The sequence below is a fragment of the Pseudoalteromonas sp. Scap06 genome (assembly GCF_013394165.1).
In the GTDB taxonomy this organism is placed as follows: domain Bacteria; phylum Pseudomonadota; class Gammaproteobacteria; order Enterobacterales; family Alteromonadaceae; genus Pseudoalteromonas.
The window spans coordinates 2,604,336-2,627,747 of the sequence record NZ_CP041330.1; the positions used below are offsets into that span (position 1 = coordinate 2,604,336).

Genomic DNA, 23,412 nt, shown 5'->3' on the forward strand with positions numbered 1-23,412 from the left:
ACTATTTTCGCTGATCTTGGCGCTATAAACAATCAATGGTTAGTTATTAACGGATCTTTTTTAATGAAGCGATTAATATTGGTGTTTCCAATTATTATTAACAATATCGATATAAATTGCCCACTAACTTAACACCAAGCTTGAGTAATAATGCTGTAAATCATATTATTGGTCAATTACATGGAAGATTTGATGTTGGGTAATGAAAACCAGTAAGCTAAGTATTCGATTATTATGGTATATAACTCCACTGGTTATACTGCCGTTGTTATTTTTAGGGGGCTTTACGCTCACTAATGTAACCAACTCCACGCAAAAACAAGCCGACTTGATCATGAGTCGCTTTGTAGAACAACAGCAGCAAAAAGTATTCAACTATATCGATTCTTTTCATGCAACGGCTAAGTTACTCTCTGCTTCACCGGTACTAAGTGACTTTTTAGCTAAAGATTTATTTGAAGACGCCAGCTATACCTATCGCCTTGGCGCGTTAATGGACGTATTTGCCAGTTACAGTGAAGCCTACCCTGACATTATTAGTATTAACTTAGTCTCAAAAACCGGTAAAAGTGACGCCTATTACTCCAGTAATTTAACCGTAGCGCCCAAATCCTACCCATTTTTTGATCAAGTAAAACAAAGTAATTTAAGTCAGCAGCAGTTTATGGTGCAAAAAGAAGATGGCACCACCAATTTATACTTTGTACAGCGTATATATAGCGTCGACTATTATTTAAAACGCCCACAACAGCTAGGCTTTATTATTCTTAAAGTAGACCCCTCTATTTTAAACACCAGTATTTTAGAAGCGCCTTATAACAACACCTTAAATTTATTACTGGCCAGCGATGGTAAAATTTTATTTAGCTCTGATTATAAAATGCGCGGCCACTATGTTACTAAATATGAATTAAATAAAATTAACGATCTAGCTGATATAGGTAGCTTATCAACTATTGAGCTTTCAAGTGTTGATAAAATAGAGCGACTAATTTTTGCCGCCCAAATGAGTGGCGGCTACTATTATGTGTCGACTATTCCTAAAGCGGTGTTATATCAATCGGGTAAAGCAATTAGTGTGATCACCGGGCTAATTGTAATTATTTCTGTGATCACCCTCCCAATCTTAATTTTTATTGTGGTGCGTAATTTACTGCTTAACCCAATAGAATTATTAGGTGAAGCAAGTCATCGCGTTGGTGATGGCGATCTCTCTGTTACACTACCTGCTTATACTACGGATGAAGTAGGGATACTGTTTAACGACTTTAATCACATGATTAACCAAATTAAGCATTATCAACAGCAACTTGAAGAATATAAGCATCACTTAGAAGACAAAGTAGAAAGCCGGACTAAGGCGCTTGAATCGATGAACAGCAAGCTTGAAACCGCCATAGCCCAAGCAGAACAAGCAAACCAGCTTAAAAGCCGCTTTTTAGCCAATATGAGTCATGAAATTCGCACCCCGCTTACAGCTATTATGGGATTTACAGAGCAACTACTGCACAGCGAAAAAGCAACCAATGACAAACACCATTTAGGTACTATTCTACGTAATTCAAAACATTTGTTAGAGCTTATTAATAATATTCTCGATCTTTCAAAAATTGAAGCCGAAAAACTCGCGGTTGAAAAAACGCCGCTAAATGTTGTACAGCTTATTCATGATGTTGAATCAATCATTAAACCTTTAGCACAAGAGAAACAGCTATCATTTACAATTAATTATACACTTCCGCTACCGCATACTATTAATAGTGATATTACTCGCTTAAAGCAAATACTCATTAATATTGCCAGTAATGCGGTTAAATTTACTGAGCAAGGTCAGGTTACTATAACCGCTAAATACCAAGCACCAAAAACGCTTACCTTTGTTATAGAAGATACCGGCATTGGTATGTCGTCAAACCAAATTAATCGATTGTTTACGCCATTTGAGCAAGCCGATGCCACAACGACACGTCGGTTTGGTGGTACGGGATTGGGGCTGTGTATATCAAAAAATTTGGCTCAATTGTTAGGTGGGGATGTAAGTGTAACCAGTGAGGTGGGCGTGGGTAGTTGCTTTACTATCGATATAGATTGCCATTTGAATAATAGCCTTGGCGGCAATTTATTATTAACCGAACACTCTCAACTAACACCAGAAAAGGATCCGCAGCTATCTTTTGCGAGCAACAGCTTTGATGCACAAATTTTGGTCGCAGAAGATAACCCCGATAATCAGTTATTGATTAAATTGCTATTACAAACATGGGGATTAGAGCCCGATATAGCCAACAATGGTGCACAAGCTGTAGAAATGGCATTAGTAAACGACTACCAGCTTATAATCATGGATATGCAAATGCCGGTTATGGGTGGGTTAGAAGCGACTAAAATGCTTAGAGATGCAGCCTACGATGGCCCAATTATCGCCCTAACCGCGAATGTGATGAATCATGATATTGATACTTACCTTGAAGCAGGCTGTGATGAAGCGCTGGGAAAACCTATTGATAAAGACGCACTAGAAAATGTATTAGTTAGCTATTTACACCTTGAGCGTGATAACCAAAATAAGTGGGATAGCTTATTGAAGAGCGAAAAGTTTCAGCAAATAAACGCAAACTATTTAGCAAGTTTGCCAGATTATTTGCAACAGATAAAAACCCTATATAACAGCCAAGATTGCGAGACACTACGCGCCCTTGCCCACAGTATTAAGGGCAGCGCTGGTTGTTTTAACTTTGATGAAATTTACCAAAGCGCTTCAGCGGTTGAACACAGTTTAAAAGGTAATGATATGCCACAAAGAGAAAAGTGCGTAGCAGAACTTATTGCTGCAATAGAGCAAGCCATCGCTAATAAGTAATCGTTAAAAATTTAAACCCAGTGCCATGCCCATTAAAATCGCGTCTTCAAAGCCGTTTTTATTGGGTGCATCACTGGGGTAATAATTTTTACGTACTGACATTTCAATAAAGCCCGCACGTTCATACAAAGCAATAGCCCGCGTATTAGATTCGCGGACTTCTAAAAATAAGTTTTCAGCGCTGTGTTGCTCACCATAAGCTATAAACTGCGTTAATAACTGCTGAGCAAACCCTTGCCCCTGAAAGCTCGGAGCAACACAAATATCCATTAAGGTAAAATCGGGCCCTGCTTTTTCACCAATGTAAAAACCTATCATTTGCTCGTCGTCGAACGCGGCTAAATTAAAATAGCGGCCCTGCAAACACGACTGCATCGTTTTTAATGTCCAAGGATGTGTGTGGCAAGTGGTTTCAATGGCCATTAGCTCATTGATATTCTCATCGGTAACTGACTTAAAGTGTATCAAGGTGTTCACTCATTAATGCCCATAACGCACGTTTTTGTGCACTGGACAGGGTGGAATCAGGCAAGCCTAATCGTTGCTCATTAAACTCAATAGTTGATGACTTAACAATCTTGTTAATTGTTACAGGCGCAAATGCACGCTCAATATCATCTTTTAATGTATCACTGAGTATTAACGATGAATTAGCTGACTGCTCTGACTGAGCTGGGCGAAAGTGTTGATTAAGTTCAAGCTTTTCTATACCAAAAACAGATGCGTAACGTGAATGCATAACGACTCGATGGAATTAGTAAGATGAATAATATAGGAAGTAATCAAAACGATGTAAAGAAGAAATGGCAGGGGCGGAGAGATTCGAACTCCCAACCGTCGGTTTTGGAGACCGCTGTTCTACCAATTGGAACTACGCCCCTGCAATGACGATGAATTATAAAGACCTTTTGACAAAGGTAAAGTAAAAATTCAACTTTTCGGTTTGTTTGCTTTTTAAATAAACAAAACGGCGAATTAGCATGCTAATTCGCCGTTAGTTATTACTTAATTATAGCAATGGGAGGATTATTCCCACTCGATAGTGGCAGGTGGTTTACCTGAAATATCGTAAACAACACGAGAAATACCGTCGATTTCATTAATGATGCGGTTTGAAACAACACCTAAGAACTCATACGGTAAATGTGACCAACGCGCAGTCATAAAGTCGATGGTTTCTACACAACGAAGTGAAACAACCCAATCGTACTTACGTGCATCACCCATAACCCCTACCGACTTAACCGGTAAGAATACAGTAAACGCTTGACTTACTTTATGGTAAAGCTCTGCTTTGTGAAGCTCTTCAATGAAAATAGCATCAGCGCGGCGTAATAAATCACAGTACTCTTTTTTGATTTCGCCAAGTACACGCACACCTAAACCTGGCCCTGGGAATGGGTGACGGTAAAGCATGTCGTACGGTAAACCTAGCTCTAAACCAATTTTACGTACTTCGTCCTTAAATAACTCACGTAATGGCTCTACTAAGCCCATTTGCATATCATCTGGTAAGCCGCCCACATTATGGTGCGATTTAATTACGTGCGCTTTACCAGTCGCTGAGGCCGCTGATTCGATTACGTCAGGGTAAATTGTACCTTGGCCTAACCATTTTGCGTTTTTAAGCTTTTTAGCTTGCTCATCAAATACGTTAATAAACGTATGGCCAATGGCTTTACGCTTATCTTCTGGGTCTGATTTACCTGCTAAGTCATTTAAGAATTGATCTTCGGCATCTACTTTTACAATGTTTAAACCAAACTTATTGCCAAACATGTCCATGACTTGTTGGCCTTCGTTTAAACGAAGTAGCCCGTTATCTACAAATACACAGGTTAGTCGCTCACCAATAGCGCGGTGAATAAGCATCGCCACAACCGATGAATCTACACCGCCTGATAAGCCTAAAATAACTTCGTCGTCGCCAACGGTTTCTTTGATACGCTCAATAGCATCATCAATTATTTTTGCTGGCGTCCATAATTTTTCACAACCACAAATATCAATAGCAAAACGTTCTAATAAGCGTTGACCTTGATGTGTGTGTGTTACTTCTGGGTGAAATTGTACGCCGTAAAAACGTTTTTCTTCGTTAGACATTGCCGCATGTGGACAAGTAGATGTTTTAGCAGTAGTTTTAAAAGTATCTGGAATTTCCATTACTTTATCGCCGTGGCTCATCCACACGTCAAGTACGCCATTGCCGCCATCAGTAATATGATCTTCAATTGCATCAAATAATGCACAGTTACCCACTTTTTCAACTTGTGCGTAACCAAATTCTTTTTTATCTGAGCTATGTACACGGCCGCCAAGCTGCGTTGCCATAGTTTGCATACCGTAACAAATACCAAGTACGGGTACGCCAGCATTAAATACATACTCAGGAGCACGCGGGCTGTTTTCAAGCGTAGTTGATTCTGGGCCACCTGAAAGGATAATACCTTGTGGGTTAAACTCGCGAATTTGCTCTTCGGTTACATCCCAAGCCCAAAGCTCACAGTAAACACCAATTTCGCGTACGCGACGGGCAATTAACTGCGTGTATTGTGAACCAAAATCTAAAATGAGGATTCGTGAATCGTGAATGTCTTTGCTCATGAAGTATCTCGTAAAGTCAGGTGCTAAACGCCACCAGCTTAAGCTGTGTGACTATATTAGGGCTAACAAAGGTTAGCCCACTTATTTCAAGTTGTTAAGGCTGATTAGCCTAAACGGTAGTTCGGTGCTTCTTTAGTGATTTGCACATCATGAACATGCGACTCACCCATACCAGCAGAAGTAACACGTACAAATTGTGGCTTAGTGTTTAGCTCTTCAATGGTGGCACAACCGGTTAAACCCATTGCACTGCGAAGACCACCCACTTGTTGGTGAATAATGGTTGCAATTGGTCCTTTATAAGCAACACGACCTTCAATACCTTCAGGTACTAACTTGTCAGCTTGGTTTGATTTTTGGAAGTAGCGATCTGATGAACCTTCTTTTTGATCCATCGCTCCTAGGCTACCCATACCACGGTAAGACTTGTAGTAGCGACCTTGATAAAGTTCAACTTCACCCGGAGCTTCTTCAGTACCCGCGAGCATAGAGCCAACCATTACACACGATGCACCCGCAACCAATGCTTTTACAATATCACCAGAAAAACGAATACCGCCATCGGCAATCACTGGAATATCGCGACCTTTAAGGCCTTCAACCGCATCTGAAATAGCTGTTATTTGTGGTACACCACAACCAGTAACAATACGTGTAGTACAAATAGAACCTGGGCCGATACCTACTTTAACAGCATCAACACCGGCATCTGCAAGGGCAATAGCACCTTCGGCAGTTGCCACGTTACCCGCAACAATTTGTAAATCTGGGTAAGCTTGACGAGTCGCTGCAACACGGTCAATAACACCTTGAGAGTGACCATGAGAAGTATCGATTAGTAGTACATCAACACCGGCTTCAACTAATGCAGCAATACGCTCATCAGTACCTGCGCCAACACCTACCGCAGCACCTACACGTAAACGACCTTGCTCGTCTTTACATGCATCTGGTTTGTCTTGTGCTTTTTGGTAATCTTTTACGGTGATCATGCCTTTAAGTTTAAACGCATCATCAACCACAAGAATCTTTTCAATGCGGTGTTCGTGCATTAAGCTTAAGATATCTTCGCGAGCGGTGCCCTCTTTAACCGTTACTAGGTTTTCTTTTTTCGTCATCACTGTTGAAACCGGCTGTTCAAGCTTAGTTTCAAAGCGCATATCACGACTAGTTACGATACCTACAAGGTTATTTTCGCTATCGGTGACCGGAAAACCTGAGAATCCCTTTTCCTGAGACAGCTCAACGGCATCTGCAATAGTCAGATCGGCGGTTACTGTAACAGGGTATGAAACAATACCTGCTTCATAGGTTTTAACTTTACGAACATTTTTCGCTTGTTCTGCAATGGTCATGTTTTTATGAATAAAACCAAGACCACCTTCCTGCGCGAGGGCAATAGCTAAACGAGCTTCTGTAACAGTATCCATAGATGCTGAAATGAGCGGCAAGTTAAGTTTGATACCACGCGTTAAGCGAGTTGAAATATTTGCCGTGTGTGGCAAAACAGTAGAATGACCAGGTACTAAAAGTACGTCATCAAAGGTAAGAGCTTCTTTAGCGATTCTAAGCATTTTGGCAACTTCTCACATGTGGATCTAAGATAAGGAATTGCGGCCAAATTTTAACAGCGTTGCAGGCACTAGTAAATAATATTTTGTATTTATTTATGATAAGCTAGGTTTATAAATGTTTTTTGGTAGTTTTTATGTTTTCTAAGCCCTCGCAAACGGTTTATACCGTATCTCGCCTTAATCGTGAAATACGTGCCTTACTTGAACAAGGTTTTGCGTCTTTAGTACTCACCGGTGAAATTTCAAACTTTATCACCCCAGCATCTGGGCACTGGTATTTTTCGTTAAAAGACGACAAAGCGCAAATTAAAGCCGCCATGTGGCGAGGTAATAATCGCAACCAAAGCTACCGCCCTGTAAATGGCGCACAAGTAACCGTTAAAGCTCGTGTATCTTTGTACGAACCCCGTGGTGACTACCAGCTTATTGTAGAAAGCATGGAACCTGCAGGAGAAGGGCAACTTAAGCAAGAGTTTGACGCGCTAAAAATGCGTTTGGCTGCAGAGGGTTTATTTAGCTCCGTTTATAAAAAATCCCTACCCCAAAACATAAATCGCATAGGGGTGATCACCTCACCTACAGGCGCCGCAATTAAAGATATTTTAACTGTGCTAAAACGTCGTGCGCCGCAATTAGAAGTGGTTATTTATCCTGCTATGGTGCAAGGCAAAGAAGCGCATGGTCATTTAATCAAGCAAATAGAGCTGGCAAATCGTCGTAACGAAGTCGATGTGATTATTCTTGGGCGCGGTGGTGGTTCATTAGAGGATTTATGGTGTTTTAATCATGAGCAACTTGCTCGTGCAATTTATCAAAGCGAACTACCCATTGTGAGCGCTGTTGGCCATGAAATAGACACCACGATTAGCGATTATGTCGCTGATGTGCGCGCTGCAACGCCCTCGGCGGCCGCAGAGCTAGTAAGCCCCAATACGCAAGAACTGCACAATAGAGTTAACCAATTAATTAGCCGTTTAGCGAATGCATTTAAACATGACATTGCCGATAAACGCGCACTGGCAACTCAGCTACAGCATCGTTTAAATTTATGCCACCCGCGCAATCAGCTTAACCAAAAGTCACAACGCTTAGATGAGTTGAGTATTGCACTGCAACAGGCAATGCGTCAGCGTTTATACCAGCAAGAACGCGTGTTAGCTAATTTAACTCCACGCCTAATGCGCCAATCACCAGATAAAAAGCTAGCAAATGCAAACCATCAGTTAGCACAGCTACATGCAAGGTTACACCAAGCGATGCAGCAGCAACTACAAAACGCAAATAATACGCTTGCCTTACAGGCGAGTCGGCTTGATTCGGTTAGCCCCCTTAATGTATTAGCGCGCGGTTACAGCATAACGAAAACGGCGCAAAATAAAGTGGTTAAATCAGTGGAAGATGTAAAAGTGGGTGATGTGTTGATCACTGAGTTAGTAGATGGCCAAGTTATTTCAAAGGTAGAAGCTTAGCCATATTGCTAAGCGCTAGCCTTGCGTACTTACGGTAAACTCAATACGGGCATCGTTAGATTGAGATGCACTGAGTTTAAATTGCTGCCACCAAGGTTCAAGATGAAGCTTATCGTTAATCTCGCGCCATAATTTAGCCCCATAACTAACGGCATTCTGGTTTATGGTAAGCTCAAACTTGCAAATTGTTTGCTTACACTTAAGCGCTGTAAGCTCCGCGCTATCTGCAAACTCATTAATAATTAAAAAGTCATTTAACGCGACTTCAAGCTCGTAACTCCATTCGAGATTATCAGCTTCTTGCTCAAACTGTATTGCGAGCTCATCATCAAGCTCTACACTTTCTAATTGATTTAACTTTAGCTGTTGTTGAGACTGCTTAAGCTGGATTGATTTTTTTTCAAGCCGCTGATTAAGCTCAACCACATGTTGTGCTAGCTGAGTTTGTTGATCAGCCTCTTGGGCTTTATTAACCTGCACTAAACCTTGCAAAGTAGTTGGCTGATTATTGACTTGAGTGTTAGGCGAAGAGATTACAGCTTGTTTGGGCGCTGAGGAAACACCAGTGGAATCTTTAAAAAACAAAAAGTAACCACTTGCTAACGCCACGCCTGAAGAAAAACAGAGCAGCATGGCCACAAGGTTACTTTTATATATCATTTCTAGGTACTCAAAAATTAAAGCATGGCACTGGTGTGCGATTCGTTTTCTGGCTCGGGGTATTCTAAAAAGTTTTGGTTCATACTTTCTGCCGGGCACTCACAATCAGGACGACCAATAATTTTTGCAGGTACACCAACAGCAGTTGTGTGAGGTGGCACAGGGCTTAGTACCACAGAGCCTGCACCAATACGTGCGCCCTCGCCTACTTCAATATTACCCAACACTTTAGCACCCGCACCAATAAGTACGCCCGCTCTAATTTTAGGATGGCGATCGCCTTGCTCGTTACCCGTACCACCTAATGTAACCGATTGTAATATCGATACATTATCTTCAATTACTGCAGTTTCACCTATAACAATACCGGTGGCATGGTCAAACATGATGCCTTGGCCTACTTTACAGGCAGGGTGAATATCAACCCCAAACACCTCTGAGGTACGGCTTTGAATAAAGCGTGCAAGCTCTTTACGGTTTTGTTGCCATAAGCAGTTAGCTAAGCGGTGCGCTTGTATCGCATGAAACCCTTTTAAATTTAAAATCACAGTAAGGTAGGTTTCGGCCGCAGGGTCACGGTCTTTTACCGCTTTAATATCATGAGCAACATACGTCAGCATCCGGTCACACTTTACAAAAGCTTGGTCAAACAGCTCACGGATTGTAAAGGCAGAAACCACAGCGTCAGCTAGTTTATTAGCAACAATAAAACTCAATGCAGACCCTAAGCATTCGTGATTTAAAATACACGAATACACATGGCTCGCTAAAAGAGGTTCACGGGTTACTACTTCATTTGCTTCACTGCGAAGCTGTTGCCAAATTTCATGACGCATAATAATGCCTTAAGATTAGTACAAAGAGCCTACCGCTAATTCTAACGGATTTAGCCGCCTAGGTGTTAATCCCTTTGTTATTTGTTCTAGTTATTAGATATAACCAGGGTCTGTTGACCTTTCAAGGTTAAATTTGCAGCAGCCTGTTTGGTATTTAAGCAAGGCAGAGCCTATGCAGTGTGGTTATTCCTCATAAGTAGATGAAGGCGCTACCCGAAGGGTTCTGCCTAGAGGCGATTTACTCTTTGTTGTCTACATGGATGTAGGTAAGGGGCGTGAGCAGGACGCGGAAGCTTTGCTCGGTTTTTACTTATTCTTACATGGATGTAAGCCAGTAGAATAACGCAGGAGCAGTTATCGAGCCCACTAGGTTACAAACCTCGCGCCGCGATTAAACCGCCCCTAGTTTGAACAAATTTTAATCCGCAAAGGTTAACAGACCCAAGTATTTACAACCTAAAATATAAAAATGCCCCAATGCTTAAGGCTCCGGGGCATTTTTTAATACTTAAAAACTTAAATTATTGAAATACTTTATCCACCTTCACTACTTCAATATTTTTCGTTGGTATTGCCAGTTTGTAATCAGCAATCACTTTATCTTCAGCCACTAACTCGGCAGGTTTATCGGTGTTATACACCATAGGCGAGGTTTGCATAGTTGCTAAACGTTTTTGCATATCTTCACCATCACCGGTAACAAACACATAGTGAATATTCTCGGTTTGTAGGTTGTCTTTAATCACTCGATTTACATCGTCAACAGTCAATGTTTTCAGTTTGCTTGTAACGTAGTTTACAAAACTATCGGTGTTATAAAACTCGCTATCTAGCGCATAACCTAACTGACGATTTTGACTAGCAACCATTTGCGGCACAAAGTTAATTAAAAAGTTACGTGTGGCTTCAAAATCAGCCTCAGTCATGCCATTTTTAATTAATTTATCTAGCTCAAATAATGCGGTACGGGTAGCAAAATGCGCATCGTTGTTTGAGCGCAGTGGACGCAGCCACACCTGGAATATTTGCTCCGAGCGGCCTAAGTTTGCATCAGGTTTAGTTTGAAACATACCCCTAGGGAAGTATTCAATATAGGCGTAATCGCCATAGTTCATGCCACGCGTTTGACGAATACGTTCGTACAAGTAACTGTTAGAACTACGATGCTCACCAAAGTACGAACGCACTAGCCACAATGCAGTCCAGTCTTCGCTGCTACGAATTGTATCAATAGGAAAGCCAAACGATACAGCTGTTGATTGCGCTGACTTTTCAACAATTGTTGCATGATGACCTTTAAGCTCTGGCGCATCAGGGATTGTTAAGCGGCTTTGTTCGCCTTTTGGAAGTGTCGCCAAGTCAGCTAACATTTGTGCTTTAAGTTTTTCAGGTACGGCACCAATTAAACCCACAGTAAGTTTAGCTTGTGTAAGTTCAGCATTATAAAACGCTTTAACATCATCAAGAGTCAGCGCTTCTAAATCAGATAAGTCACCGTAGTTATAGCTTTCATAAGGGTGGCCTTTATAAAGCACGCTGTAGAGCACTTCTTTACCCAACTCTTCGTCGTTAGAAGCTTTTAAGCCTGATTTAATGCCATCGATCATTTCTTTTTTCAGGCGCTTAAAGTCATCTTCTCTAAAGCCTGGGCTTAACAGCTGCTCACTCACTAAAGCATACCACTGAGCAGCATTATCTTTATGAATACGCCCTTGGAACGACAGCATTTCTTTATCTATTTGATAACCAAAACTACCCGCCAGCGGATACATTGCCTTTTTAATATCTTTGTAACTCATTGAGGTTGAGCCACCTTGCGCCAGCATTGCGGCAGTTAAAGCCGCTACGCCTTTTTTACCCTGCGGATCGGCAGCGGCACCGGTATTAAATAATAAGTTAATATCGATTAACGGCGAGCTATTGGTTTTATCAAGCACCTTAAAGATAGGCTTACTCGGTGCTTGCTGATACTTAGCTACCAAGGCATTTAAGTCGCTTTCTTGCTCAAAACCAGGGGCTTTATCAAGTGCCGACATAGTAATTGTGGTGCGGGCATTATCAACAAAATACTTATTTGCAACGGCTCTAATATCTTCGCTAGTGATATTGTCTGCCGATTTATACAGCTGATTAATCACCTCAGGATCGCGCTCAAAATGCATATAGCTGGCAAGTGTAGAGGCAATTGCTTGCGATGAATCTAAACCATTTATAAAACTGTATTTAAGGTTAGACTTTAAATCGCTGAGTTTTTGGCTATCAACCAACTCGGTACGCGCTTTAGCATACGTACGATTAATGGCATCACGTACTGTGGCTAAATCATCGGCATTTTCAACTTTTACAAATACATGCAGTAACCCTGGATCTTTTGTCTCTGGGTTGTAGGTAAACATTTGACTCGCTATTTGCCTTTCTACTACCAGCTCTTGGTAAATATCTGAATTGCTAGAAAAATAAAGCTGCGAGAGTAAATCTAATGCGGCTCTGTCTTTTTTCTGAGGCTCCCATGCGGCGCCTTTATACGACACAAGTAACCAGTGACCAGGTAATCCTTCGTTTTGCTCATGCACATATTTTGGCGCTTGTTGAGTTGGCTCTTTTGGAATATCAGCAACATAGTCGCCTTTTTGCCAGTTACCCCAGTGCTTTTTAACCATCGCCATGGTCTCTTTTGGCTCAACATCACCAACAATCACAAGCGATACATATTCAGGCTTATAAAACTTAGCAAAAAATTCTTTACCGTAGGCCATTTGATCTGGCATGGCTTCAATATCTTCAAAAAAGCCCATAGTAGTGTGTTTATAGGTATGTTTATCGAACGCTTCTTGGCGTACCGCACTTAATAATTTACGAATTGGACTGGCATTATTTTTTAAGTACTCGCCTTTAACCGTTAGCGCTTCCGTTCTAAATTGTTCTTCGGTGTAGCTTAAGTTTTGAAAAATATCAGCTTCAATCTCAAGTACTTTATCAAGATGCTGTTTTGAAAAATTTAAGTGGTAGTTAGTGTAATCGTTAGTTGTATAGGCGCGGTTATCAACCCCTGAATTTTTTAGAATATCTGAATACACATCTTGCGGAAACTTTTCAGAGCCTTTAAACATCATGTGTTCAAAAAAGTGAGCAAAACCAGTTTTACCCGCTTCCACTTCATTACGCGAGCCAACAGATACAGGTATTTGTAGCGATACTACATCTGGGTAATCGGTTTTAACTACCATAACGCGCAAGCCGTTATCTAGCTCTTCTATTAGGTAATCTTGTGAAAAAACACGCTCATCTGCTTTATTAACTTGTTCTTGTTGGGCTACTGTTTGCGTGTTTTGACTTTGCTGCATAGCGCAACCCGTTAAAGCCAGCGATACCGCTAGGCTAGTTGCCAATAATTTAAATTTCATTGTTATCCCTTTTTAAATTGAGCAATTTTTAAAACATTTACCAAACTAAGTATGCCGTAAAGTAATTAAATATAAGAGCCCTAAGCCTATTAATTATGTAAACAACTGTGTCAGTTATTGCTGGTAACTTGGTTTAACTATGAAAATAATTCACGTTAGTTGAGAAACTTTCAATAAATAAATCTATCTAGACGTCTAAATGGCTGCTATATTAAATCCATCATCACAAATTAAGCTGGAATGGGGATTATGGCTTTATCACTTCAAGAAAAAATACAGGACACCAACCAAGGTGTTTACCTAATTGGCACAACACCGCCAAAAATTGGGACTGATAAAGCGCAATTAAAAATCATTGCCGAAAAGTTATTAGGCCGTTTACACGAAATTGAATATGACGGCGTAGTTATTTATGACATTCAAGATGAAAGTAGCCGTACAGAGCAAGCGCGTCCATTTGCATTTAAGCAAACAGTTGATCCGCGCGAGTACAGCCAACTCTTACGAGGCTTATCTGATCTTGATGTAATTACTTATAAAAGTGTAGCTCAGCGCGGTGTGAGTGAGTTTAAAGCGTGGTTAGATGAAACCAAAAATGACTACGATTTAAAAAACGTGGTGTTAGTGGGTAGCCCTTCATCAGCAGGTGATATAAAGCTGAGCTTACCGAATGCCTATAAAACACTGGCAGAGCAGTCTGAAGATTTCTTTTTAGGTGGTGTAACCATTGCTGAGCGCCATGCCAATAAGCGCAACGAGCACCAACGCTTAATAGAAAAAACAGCACAAGGATGCCAGTTTTTTATCTCTCAAGCCGTTTACAATGCACAAGCAACCATAGATTTAATAACCAGTTATGCGCGCACATGCAAAGCACAAGGCCTGACACCTAATCGGATTATATTAACCTTTACGCCTTGTGGTGGTGAAAAAACCTTGGAGTTTATGCAGTGGCTAGGTATCTCGGTGCCAGAGGCAACTAAATGGCGCATGCTTGATTCGGAAAATACACTAAGCGAATCAGTGCGTATTTGTCGTGAAAATCTCGACTCAATTTTAAAAAGCTGTGCGCACTTAGGTGTGCCACTGGGTTTAAATATTGAAAGCTTAACCAATCGTAAAGAAGAAATAGATGCGTCTATTAACTTATACCGTTTATTAAAAGCCACAATGGAACTCAACCTTGCGGAGAAACTGATAGCGTAAAGTTAAACTGATTTATACCGTACTTGGCAAGCTGCTGGCTTGCCTTTTTTATATTTCCAAGTTAGTTAATAAAATAATTGAAAACAAAAGATTAAATACACACCCATTTTGCTATTACTTCAAACATACTTTCAACTTTAATAGGCTTTGAAATATAGCCATTCATACCGCAACCTTTCGCCTTTAGTAAATCGGTTTCTCTTGTATTAGCAGTCATTGCAATAATGGGTAAATTTTTAAACTTTGCTTGTTTTTTTATTTCTTTGGCTGCTGTGTAACCATCCATTCGGGGCATCTGGCAATCCATTAACACCCCATCATAGGTTTTATTTTTTAGCGCTTCTAATGCCTCAATACCATCATTGGCAACATCAACGATTAAGCCTTTTTTGCGAAGTATTTGTGTTGCTACTTGCTGATTGAGCGGATTGTCTTCAACCAATAAAATATGAATACCTTGAAGCTTTTGTAATGCATTTTGTGTATCTGAGCTCTCTTGTGATTCTGGCTTATTAAGTGTTTTTATATGCATAATTTGTAAAAGTACATTGTATAATGTGCTTTTAATAATTGGTTTGATCAGCACTTTATAAGTGTTATCAGCAAATCCTAGTAGGCTTTCGTTGAGTGCTTTATTTTCACAAGGTGCTACTACGATTAGCTTTTTCGCATTTAATTTGAGTTCACTTCGAAGAGACTGCGCAGCCCTGTCATTATTTAAATTTAAAGTACGCCAATCTATAAAAATAAAGTCGTAATCATGTAAGGCGCTTAACCGGTCTAGCACTTGGTTGATATTATTTGCAATATCAACTTTAACTTCAAATCCAATAAGCAGCGTTTGTAATGATGCTAACGTACTGTCTGAACTTTCGATAACAAGGGCCTGCTTAGCCCTAACATGTGATATTTCAAACTCACTTTTTTTAGTCGAATAGCTAAGTGGAATAGTAAAGCTAAAACAACTTCCTTTATTGAGTTTACTGTTTACTAAAACATTTCCCTGCATTAGTTCTACCAACGTTTTACTTATTACCAAGCCAAGCCCAGTCCCACCAAACTTTCGCGTTGTAGACACGTCAGCCTGAGTAAAAGGTTTAAATAGTGAGTCTACTTGTGCTTGGCTCATTCCAATGCCATTATCTAAAACAGAAAAAGTGACACTGCAAAAATTGTCTACCTTTTGCGCTAACTTTACAGCTAATACAACTTTGCCGCGGGTTGAGAACTTCAGTGCATTATTAAGCAAATTTAACAGCACTTGATTAAGCCTTAATGCATCACCAATAAAAAAGTCAGGCAGTAAGGGGTCAATATCAAACAGCACTTCAATTTTTCTTTGTGATGCTAGCGTGCTAATAATATTGACAAGATTTTCTAGAAAGATATTAAAATTGAATTCTTTTTGTTCTAGCTCTATTTTACCCGCTTCGACCTTTGAAAAGTCTAAAATATCATTAATGATCCCTAATAAAGACTCTGCCGAATAGTGAATTTTTTCAACATAGTCGCGTTGCTTATCAGAAAGCCCGGTATCTAAAGCAAGATAAGCCATGCCAATTATTGCATTCATCGGGGTACGAATCTCATGACTCATATTTGCCAAAAAGTCTGATTTAGCATTATTTGCAGCTTCTGCATCTTGTTTCGCAAGTTTGAGGGCATGGGTTCTATTAGCAACCTCTTGCTCTAAGTTTTCAGCCGCTCCTTTGAGCACTTCATTGGCTTCGTAAAGTTGTAATGATTTGGCTTCTAATAGCTTTTCAGCTTCTTTTCGCGCCAAACGCTCTCGCTCTAACCTGCGCTGTAAAAGAGCAATGTCCATATCTAACCTACCAATGTTAAGTTAAACGTAGCAACTTGATGATCGTCATTGATATCGCTGCTTATACTTATATTTTCCTTAAAATGTTCGGCTGCGCCTTCTATTAATCCCTCAGCGAGCATGGCAAATGGGTTACTTGAATGATAAATCATCTGCATTTGGGTATTACTTAAGTGGTTGGTTTTAAAGGTGGGCAACTCAACGTCGGTATATAGTTTTTTAACTTCTACATGCACGTGCTGATCTATGGTATCTAAAAAATCAAACGTTGTAGTGAGCTCTTCAAAAAACTGTGGATAGTAGACTAAGAAGCGCTTTAGTAAGTATTTACCGTATTCTTTAACGAGTACATCAACCGGAATATCAACAATACTGCTCAGTGAGGTCACTAACTTTAAAAGCTCTTGCTTATTATAGTTACCAACACTGGTATAAGCCCCATTGGAATCCAGTTCGTTTTGCTCAATGATTTGATCAGCAACTGCTGGTGAAAATGTGATCTCGACCATTTCTAGAAATTCAGTAAAAATAATACCTTTCATACAACTACCCACTCATTAGCTATAAACAAAGTATAGTTTCAAACTAAAAAAATTCACGTACATAGCATGCGTATATGTTAATTAGTTTGCTGTGTATATTGGCATAACAAGTTAATAGCAATTAACGATTTAATAACCGATTTTTTTATTTAACTTATATTTTTGCTTATTTTTATACATTGATTGGTCTGCATCATTTAAAAGTGTTTCAAATGGCTGCTTTTTTTGCTCAGAAAAACTATAACCAACACTTAGTGATAACTCGCAAATTCCATCTAATACTAGTGCATTAGCAAACTCAATCGAAATTGTATTTATAATGTGGTCTAGTTTACTCTTATCATTTATTTGCATGACAGCAACAAACTCATCGCCTCCTAAGCGCCCCACGATGTCGGCATCTCTTAGGTGCTTTTTTAACGTTGTGGCTAATGTAATAAGGGCTTTATCGCCCGCTTCGTGGCCAGAGTTATCGTTTAATTTTTTAAAGTCGTTAATATCGATAAATAAACAACACACATCAAAACCTAAACGATGAGAAAGGTTTAGTTTTTGCTGAGCAAGTAAACTTAATGCTCGACGATTATAAATATTAGTGAGCGGGTCTAGCATTGCAATTTCGCGCATTTTTTCAAAATTATATACAAGCGCTAAATCGTCTTCTATTAAGTCTCGTAACTGATTAATGAGCTCAAAATATTCATTCGTATAGTTTGTTTCTTTGTTGTCTTTTAAGCAAAGCGTCCCAAATACATCTCCTTGCGGCCAGTGAATGGGTAAACCTAAGTAGGAGTTAACGCCATTTTCAACTACCTCAGGCATGGCGCTCCACATTTCAGTACTAGCAGCATCATTAACATATAAGAGATTGTCACTTTCGACCACATGCCTACAAAACATATCACTTTCAGGAGGAATAGTAGGGTTGGTCTCAAAGGTTGACCCACCCTCGTTTTTTCTGATAACTACTCGGTAACCTATGCTTGTTGCCTGTACTATATATCCGGAGGGAGCTGAAAATAACTCAGCAATTAAATCAATTATTTTTTGCCACTTATCTAGTGATATCTGACCATCAAGGCCAGTAAATGCCCACTTATCAGTCTCAAACATTTTATACCCCCGCTATTATTTACCTAAGTATAGGCAAAAAAAAATGCTTAAAAGGTAGTATTAATCACTGTATTAATTACATTGACTCAAAATTAAAGAGTAGATGTAAAATGTACCTATACTCAAACGCAAATAATGGAATAATTAAAGATATTTAGTAACTTAATTGTGCTTTAAGAACACTCTAATTTTTACTTTCGGCGTCTATTTGGCGCTCTTTGCCCTGTAATACGTTTTTTATCGCGATCTTTACGCGCTTTGTTAGTGTTTTTGCGGTTGTCTTTTGGCGGCTTATTTAAATCGGGCTCGTAGCCTTCAAGCCATTGTGGGGCTAAACGCGTATCAAGCAGTACTTCAATTTCTTCAAGTAGCCATTGCTCATCAAGACTCACTAACGACATTGCAAGGCCTTGCTCGCCAGCTCGTCCTGTACGGCCAATACGATGCACATAATCTTCAGCTATATATGGTAATTCAAAGTTAATTACGTATTTAAGTGCCGGTATGTCTAAACCGCGCGCCGCTACATCGGTGGCTACTAAAACACGCGTACTACCCTCTTTAAAGTTTTGTAATGCGCGGTCGCGAGCACCTTGTGATTTATCACCATGAATAGATTCGGTTTTTAAACCATCTTTACACATTTCTTTGGCAAGCTTATCGGCCATTTGTTTTGTGCGGGTGAATATAAGTACTTGGCGCCAGTTTTTCATGCCAATCATGTGCGATACCAGTTCGCGCTTTCTGTCTTCATCTACTGCGTAAATAACTTGTTCAACCTCTACAGCAGCAGAGTTGCGCTTATCAACTTCAATAAGCTCAGGATCTTTAAGCAATTTTTTACTCAGCTCAAATACACTGTCATCAAAGGTGGCGGAAAACAGTAAGGTTTGACGATCGCCTGGGATATGACGCAGTATTCGTTTAATTTCGTCAATAAAACCCATATCAAGCATACGGTCTGCTTCATCAAATACTAAAGAGTCCACGCTTGAAAGCACCACACTGCCCTTCACTATATGATCAAGTAAGCGCCCTGGCGTTGCCACTATTACTTGCGCTGTTTTAAGTGCTTTGATTTGTGGACCAATGCTTGCACCACCATAGGCAAGTGCACCTTTTATATCTGTACCTTGTGCGTATTTTTCAAAGCTTGCAAATACTTGCTGAGCAAGCTCCCTAGTGGGCGTTAAAATAACCACACGAGCAATGCCTGGTTCGTCTTTTTTAGCGGTATTTAAAAGCTTGTGTAATAGCGGTAAAACAAAAGCGGCTGTTTTACCGGTGCCAGTTTGAGCGCTGCCCATAACGTCTTTGCCCGCTAAAATTGGCGGTATCGTTTTGTGCTGAATGGCGGTAGGCGTAGTGTAATTATTTTGCTCTATTGCCGTTAATAGTAACGGGTCTAGGGCTAGTGATGAGAACGATGTGGCAGACATAAGCTTGGCTTTAAAATAACAAAGAACGCTATTATACCTGAGCTTTAGTAATAAAAAAGGCGCTAAATAGCGCCTATATAAAATGAAGTATTTAAGCCGGTTTTAATGTGGCTTTACGTTCATTATAAAATGCAATTAAATCATCTACGGTGCTTTGACAGTACTCACGAATACCCGATACGACCATGTGTTTTTCACCAAAACCCACTTTTTCGCCGTTTTCTAATAAATTAAAGCGCAAGGTTATTTTGCCGCGTTTACCAGCGTATTCAAAGCTTGGCTCTGCAAACTCTAGAGTCGGTGATTTAATATCAATGTTATTAAGGTTAATTATCATTGATTCATAAATAATCATAGGACGCGCAGGGTTTATCATTACCTCTTGCTTGCCCATTAAAGGAATAATTACATGCGGGAACGCAGCACCTGAGAACTCAACATAATTTTTTATTAAACTGTTTGTAAGTGTTGGGCATTTACTGGTTTTACCATCGCGTTTAACCTTTAAAATTACTTTTTCGCCATGGTTTACATCAAACTCTTCTCCAGGTTGTTCTGGAAAATTTAGCTTGGTATTTTCATCAACCATACCGGCAAAGGTAAACTCCATTCGCTCACTAATGCCATAGCGGTCTAACACTAGAGAAAAAAGTAAGTCTCCTGGTGCGCAAAACTTTTTAGCGTCTTTATCATGAAGCGGGTTGTAGTCGTCGGCTACACATTTAGCAAAGCGACAACCTTGCTCACGAGAAATTGAAACATAATCAGCATGCTGCTGATAGTAAGGACTTAACATAGTGTGTTCACTGCTTAAACTGCTTATAACCTAGCTATACTACCAGAAAAAAAATCTTGAGAGGTCGAATCTGTTTAATAAAGGCGAAAAATGATAATTTGCAACCCACTAATTAACTAAGTAAATTAGGCAAATACGAGTTTAAGGGATTAACTAATGAAGTATTTTTCTTTATTAATATGTGCGGTTTCATTTTTAACTGGCTGTAATAACGTTACTTACACAACCAATATCGACGACGACGTTTTATCAGAACACGTTTCAAGCCACATTAAAAAACGTGGCCTAGAGCAGTTTTACAGTATTCAGGACGCTCTCGATAGAGGTGCAAGCCCCCTTGGTGGAATAAAAGGCGAAAGCTGCGATGAATCAGATAATACGCGAACATCCTCAATTACCTATAACCGTTTGAAATCACAAGCTATAGAATCCCTTAAAAATGATGTGCTTTATTTAGGTGGCAATGCATTTACACTAGAGCAGTGCCAATCAGTATCTCGCTACAATTGTGATTTAGCCGTTATTTGTACAGGACAAGCCTATAATTATTAATAGCTCAAAATTATCTAATTGAAACTATAACGCTATGTAATTCGTTTTCTCTCATTTCCCTCTATCAAACAACAAGCTGTATTTGCCAATGACTTTTTACTTTTTAGCTGCCGCTATTTTATGTGTTTTCCCACAGTGTAAACTCACTGTATTTCGCCAACCATTATGGCAATACTTATTGCTGCTAAGTGTTATTACTGCCTATTATCAAGAATATATAAATTTAAACGCGGTTGCTGTTATAGCTGTTTATGTGGGATTGTTTCACTTTACGCTATTGGCAACCTCAGCGTTAAAAGGTAATGTTCTAACGTCTTTATTTATAATAGCCTCACTCGGGTTAGCCTTACATTGGTTTGCGGGTTTTAATAACCTGCCAATTGTTGTTAATGAACAAGTCACCAGTAACGCAATTGCATTTACCCTGTATGCTAATTTCGATAAAGCATTAGCGGGTTTAATGCTGAGCGCTTATTTTTTTGCAAAAAACAAAACGATAAAGCCAGTAACTATCGGCTACCCTGCCTTAATCATAATTATCACTATTTTAGCGGCGCTTATAACTGCTTTAACGTTAAACCTTGTTGAATTTGCACCAAAAGTACCTGAATTTTGGTTGTTATTTATAGCTATCAACCTACTTTTTACCTGCGTTGCAGAAGAGGCATTATTTAGGGGAGTGATACAAACTAAGCTTTCAAAACTAATAACCCCGAGCAGGTTTGCACTGCTCGCACCGGTGATCAGTACTTGTGTATTTTCACTGGCACACTTTTCAGCTGGAACTCATTATATGCTTGTGGCGGCCGTAGCAGGTTTTGGTTATGGCTATATTTACTATAAAACAAGCCGATTAGAATGGGCCATTTTATGTCATTGGCTCGTTAACGTGTTTCACTTTTTCTTATTTACTTACCCGATGCTGGCAACTCCATCTTAGAATTACAGGCACAAAAAAGCCGCTTAATTTAAGCGGCTTTTAAATAGCTAACCTGAATTAGGATTAATTACGCGCTTGGGTAATCACGGTATGCGCGTTCTATCTTTTTAGCCTGCTTTTTAGAAATACCTAAATGGGCAAGCGCAACACGTAAACGTGCACGCGATAGGTCAGACCCTAAAATCTCCATTGCATCTAATACCGAAGTTGATGATGTTTTGCCGGTAATAGCCACAAATATAGGCTCTAAGAAGTCTTTAATTTTAAGCTCGTGGAAGGTGGCTACTTCTTTTGCAATTGCAAAAATAGCTGGCTTTTCAAAGCTACGTAAGCCTTCTAGCTGCCATACAAAAAACTGCAGCGCTTGGCGAATAACATCTTCGTCAGCTTTACCTGCGGTTAATAGCGCTGGGTCGTAGGTCGGGATGCCGCCTACAAAGTGCCCTGCTAAATCAACCATGTCAGAGAGCGTATTTATACGCGTTTTAGCTTCTGGTAATACTTTAGCCAGCATGTCGCCATTAAATTTCCAGTCAACAAAACGCTGCATTAGCTCTGCATCAGTTAAGTTTTCGCGGATCCACATACCGTTTAACCAGCTTAACTTGTCTACGTCAAATACTGGGCCACCAAGCGATACACGCTTCATGTCAAAATGTTCAATCATTTCGTTAAGGGTGAACTTTTCACGCTCATCAGGCATTGACCAACCCATACGGCCTAAGTAGTTTAGCACCGCTTCTGGTAAGTAACCCATTTCTTTGTAGTAATTAATCGAAGTTGGGTTTTTACGCTTAGACAGTTTTGATTTATCTGGATTACGCAGTAATGGTAAGTGACCTAGTACCGGTGCTTCCCAACCAAAATCTTCATAAAGTTTTAATAACTTAGGCGCTGAGTTTATCCACTCTTCACCACGGAAAATATGGCTAATTTGCATATGGTGATCATCCACCACGTTTGCTAAAAAGTAAGTTGGAAAACCATCCGCTTTTAATAGCACTTGCATGTCTACGTTTTCCCACGGGATCTCAATTTCGTCGCGTAGGTAATCGTTAAACTTAAAGGTACCTTCGCTTGGGATTTTCATACGTATAACGTACGGTTTACCAGCAGCTAGGTTTGCTTTAATTTCGTCTTCTGTATGGTTTAAGCCACGGCCATCGTATTTAGGACGCAGACCTTCGGCCATTTGTTCTTCACGCATTTGGTCCAGTTCTTCGCTGGTTGCGAAACAATAAAATGCTTTGCCGTCTTCAACTAACTGATGAGCGTATTTTTTATATAAATCACTGCGCTCAGATTGACGGTATGGACCAAACTCACCACCTACATCAGGACCATGATCCCATTCAAGGCCTAACCAGCGTAAGCTATCCATGATGGCTTGTTCAGATTCAGGTGTGCTGCGAACTTGGTCAGTATCTTCAATACGAAGTACAAATTCACCGCCTTGCTGTTTAGCAAAACAGTAATTAAATAAGGCAATGTAAGCGGTGCCAAGATGCGGGTCACCAGTTGGTGACGGAGCAACACGGGTACGAATTGTCATGGTAATGTCTCTTTTAATAAGTGAGATGGTATGAAATACC

General features: G+C 40.0%; 18 protein-coding genes and 1 tRNA gene. 5 read left to right on the forward strand and 14 right to left on the reverse strand.

Annotated elements, in window-relative coordinates:
* Positions 1-202 precede the first annotated feature (202 nt).
* On the forward strand, positions 203-2,860 hold the full coding sequence (locus tag FLM47_RS12105) for an ATP-binding protein (protein ID WP_178956488.1): 2,658 nt from the start codon (positions 203-205) through the stop codon (positions 2,858-2,860).
* Between the two features lie 3 nt (positions 2,861-2,863).
* On the opposite strand, the gene rimI is transcribed toward FLM47_RS12105, so the two are convergent.
* The 5 genes from rimI to guaB all read right to left on the reverse strand — a co-directional run bounded on the left by rimI (position 2,864) and on the right by guaB (position 7,038).
* Entirely contained in the window at positions 2,864-3,328 is a 465-nt protein-coding gene (gene rimI, locus FLM47_RS12110; RefSeq protein ID WP_171039644.1) for a ribosomal protein S18-alanine N-acetyltransferase, read from the reverse strand.
* A complete protein-coding gene (locus FLM47_RS12115; RefSeq protein WP_178956489.1) occupies positions 3,315-3,599 on the reverse strand; it encodes a hypothetical protein in 285 nt (94 codons plus the stop codon). The genes rimI and FLM47_RS12115 overlap by 14 nt, the downstream gene beginning before the upstream one ends.
* A gap of 65 nt (positions 3,600-3,664) precedes the next feature.
* Positions 3,665-3,741: transfer RNA gene (locus FLM47_RS12120), tRNA-Trp, on the reverse strand.
* 145 nt (positions 3,742-3,886) lie between these two features.
* A complete protein-coding gene (gene guaA / locus FLM47_RS12125) occupies positions 3,887-5,464 on the reverse strand; it encodes a glutamine-hydrolyzing GMP synthase (RefSeq protein WP_010387703.1) in 1,578 nt (525 codons plus the stop codon).
* 104 nt (positions 5,465-5,568) lie between these two features.
* A complete protein-coding gene (gene guaB, locus FLM47_RS12130; RefSeq protein ID WP_008110278.1) occupies positions 5,569-7,038 on the reverse strand; it encodes an IMP dehydrogenase in 1,470 nt (489 codons plus the stop codon).
* 134 nt (positions 7,039-7,172) lie between these two features.
* Between guaB and xseA the strand changes: the two genes are divergently transcribed.
* Entirely contained in the window at positions 7,173-8,507 is a 1,335-nt protein-coding gene (xseA, locus tag FLM47_RS12135) for an exodeoxyribonuclease VII large subunit (RefSeq protein ID WP_178956490.1), read from the forward strand.
* Between the two features lie 15 nt (positions 8,508-8,522).
* Here the strand turns inward: xseA and FLM47_RS12140 are convergent, their stop codons facing one another.
* From FLM47_RS12140 to FLM47_RS12150, 3 genes are all read right to left on the reverse strand, one after another.
* The gene (locus FLM47_RS12140; RefSeq protein ID WP_178956491.1) at positions 8,523-9,167 is read right to left on the reverse strand and encodes a hypothetical protein; all 645 of its coding nucleotides are present in this window, start codon (positions 9,165-9,167) and stop codon (positions 8,523-8,525) included.
* Positions 9,168-9,184: 17 nt separating this feature from the next.
* Entirely contained in the window at positions 9,185-10,003 is an 819-nt protein-coding gene (gene cysE, locus FLM47_RS12145; RefSeq protein WP_008110273.1) for a serine O-acetyltransferase, read from the reverse strand.
* Between the two features lie 521 nt (positions 10,004-10,524).
* On the reverse strand, positions 10,525-13,407 hold the full coding sequence (locus tag FLM47_RS12150) for a pitrilysin family protein (RefSeq protein WP_178956492.1): 2,883 nt from the start codon (positions 13,405-13,407) through the stop codon (positions 10,525-10,527).
* A gap of 249 nt (positions 13,408-13,656) precedes the next feature.
* On the opposite strand from FLM47_RS12150, the gene FLM47_RS12155 reads away from it, so the two are divergent.
* Positions 13,657-14,613 carry a methylenetetrahydrofolate reductase gene (locus FLM47_RS12155; RefSeq protein WP_178956493.1) on the forward strand — a complete coding sequence of 319 codons (957 nt, stop codon included), beginning with the start codon at positions 13,657-13,659 and terminating at the stop codon, positions 14,611-14,613.
* Positions 14,614-14,704: 91 nt separating this feature from the next.
* Here the strand turns inward: FLM47_RS12155 and FLM47_RS12160 are convergent, their stop codons facing one another.
* The 5 genes from FLM47_RS12160 to FLM47_RS12180 all read right to left on the reverse strand — a co-directional run bounded on the left by FLM47_RS12160 (position 14,705) and on the right by FLM47_RS12180 (position 20,328).
* Complete coding sequence (locus FLM47_RS12160) at positions 14,705-16,438, reverse strand: response regulator (protein ID WP_178956494.1); 1,734 nt, start codon at positions 16,436-16,438, stop codon at positions 14,705-14,707.
* A gap of 2 nt (positions 16,439-16,440) precedes the next feature.
* Positions 16,441-16,980: a heme NO-binding domain-containing protein gene (locus tag FLM47_RS12165; RefSeq protein ID WP_138606890.1), complete on the reverse strand. Its 540-nt coding sequence runs from the start codon at positions 16,978-16,980 to the stop codon at positions 16,441-16,443.
* 129 nt (positions 16,981-17,109) lie between these two features.
* A complete protein-coding gene (locus FLM47_RS12170; RefSeq protein ID WP_178956495.1) occupies positions 17,110-18,093 on the reverse strand; it encodes a sensor domain-containing diguanylate cyclase in 984 nt (327 codons plus the stop codon).
* Positions 18,094-18,284: 191 nt separating this feature from the next.
* The gene (locus FLM47_RS12175; RefSeq protein ID WP_138570835.1) at positions 18,285-19,532 is read right to left on the reverse strand and encodes a DEAD/DEAH box helicase; all 1,248 of its coding nucleotides are present in this window, start codon (positions 19,530-19,532) and stop codon (positions 18,285-18,287) included.
* A gap of 91 nt (positions 19,533-19,623) precedes the next feature.
* Complete coding sequence (locus tag FLM47_RS12180; RefSeq protein ID WP_016900441.1) at positions 19,624-20,328, reverse strand: DUF3581 domain-containing protein; 705 nt, start codon at positions 20,326-20,328, stop codon at positions 19,624-19,626.
* A gap of 156 nt (positions 20,329-20,484) precedes the next feature.
* On the opposite strand from FLM47_RS12180, the gene FLM47_RS12185 reads away from it, so the two are divergent.
* Complete coding sequence (locus tag FLM47_RS12185) at positions 20,485-20,880, forward strand: hypothetical protein (protein ID WP_178956496.1); 396 nt, start codon at positions 20,485-20,487, stop codon at positions 20,878-20,880.
* Between the two features lie 88 nt (positions 20,881-20,968).
* Positions 20,969-21,820, forward strand: a complete 852-nt coding sequence (locus tag FLM47_RS12190) for a CPBP family intramembrane glutamic endopeptidase (RefSeq protein WP_178956497.1) — start codon at positions 20,969-20,971, stop codon at positions 21,818-21,820.
* Between the two features lie 67 nt (positions 21,821-21,887).
* Here the strand turns inward: FLM47_RS12190 and gltX are convergent, their stop codons facing one another.
* Entirely contained in the window at positions 21,888-23,372 is a 1,485-nt protein-coding gene (gene gltX / locus FLM47_RS12195) for a glutamate--tRNA ligase (protein WP_008111109.1), read from the reverse strand.
* Positions 23,373-23,412: the final 40 nt, after the last annotated feature.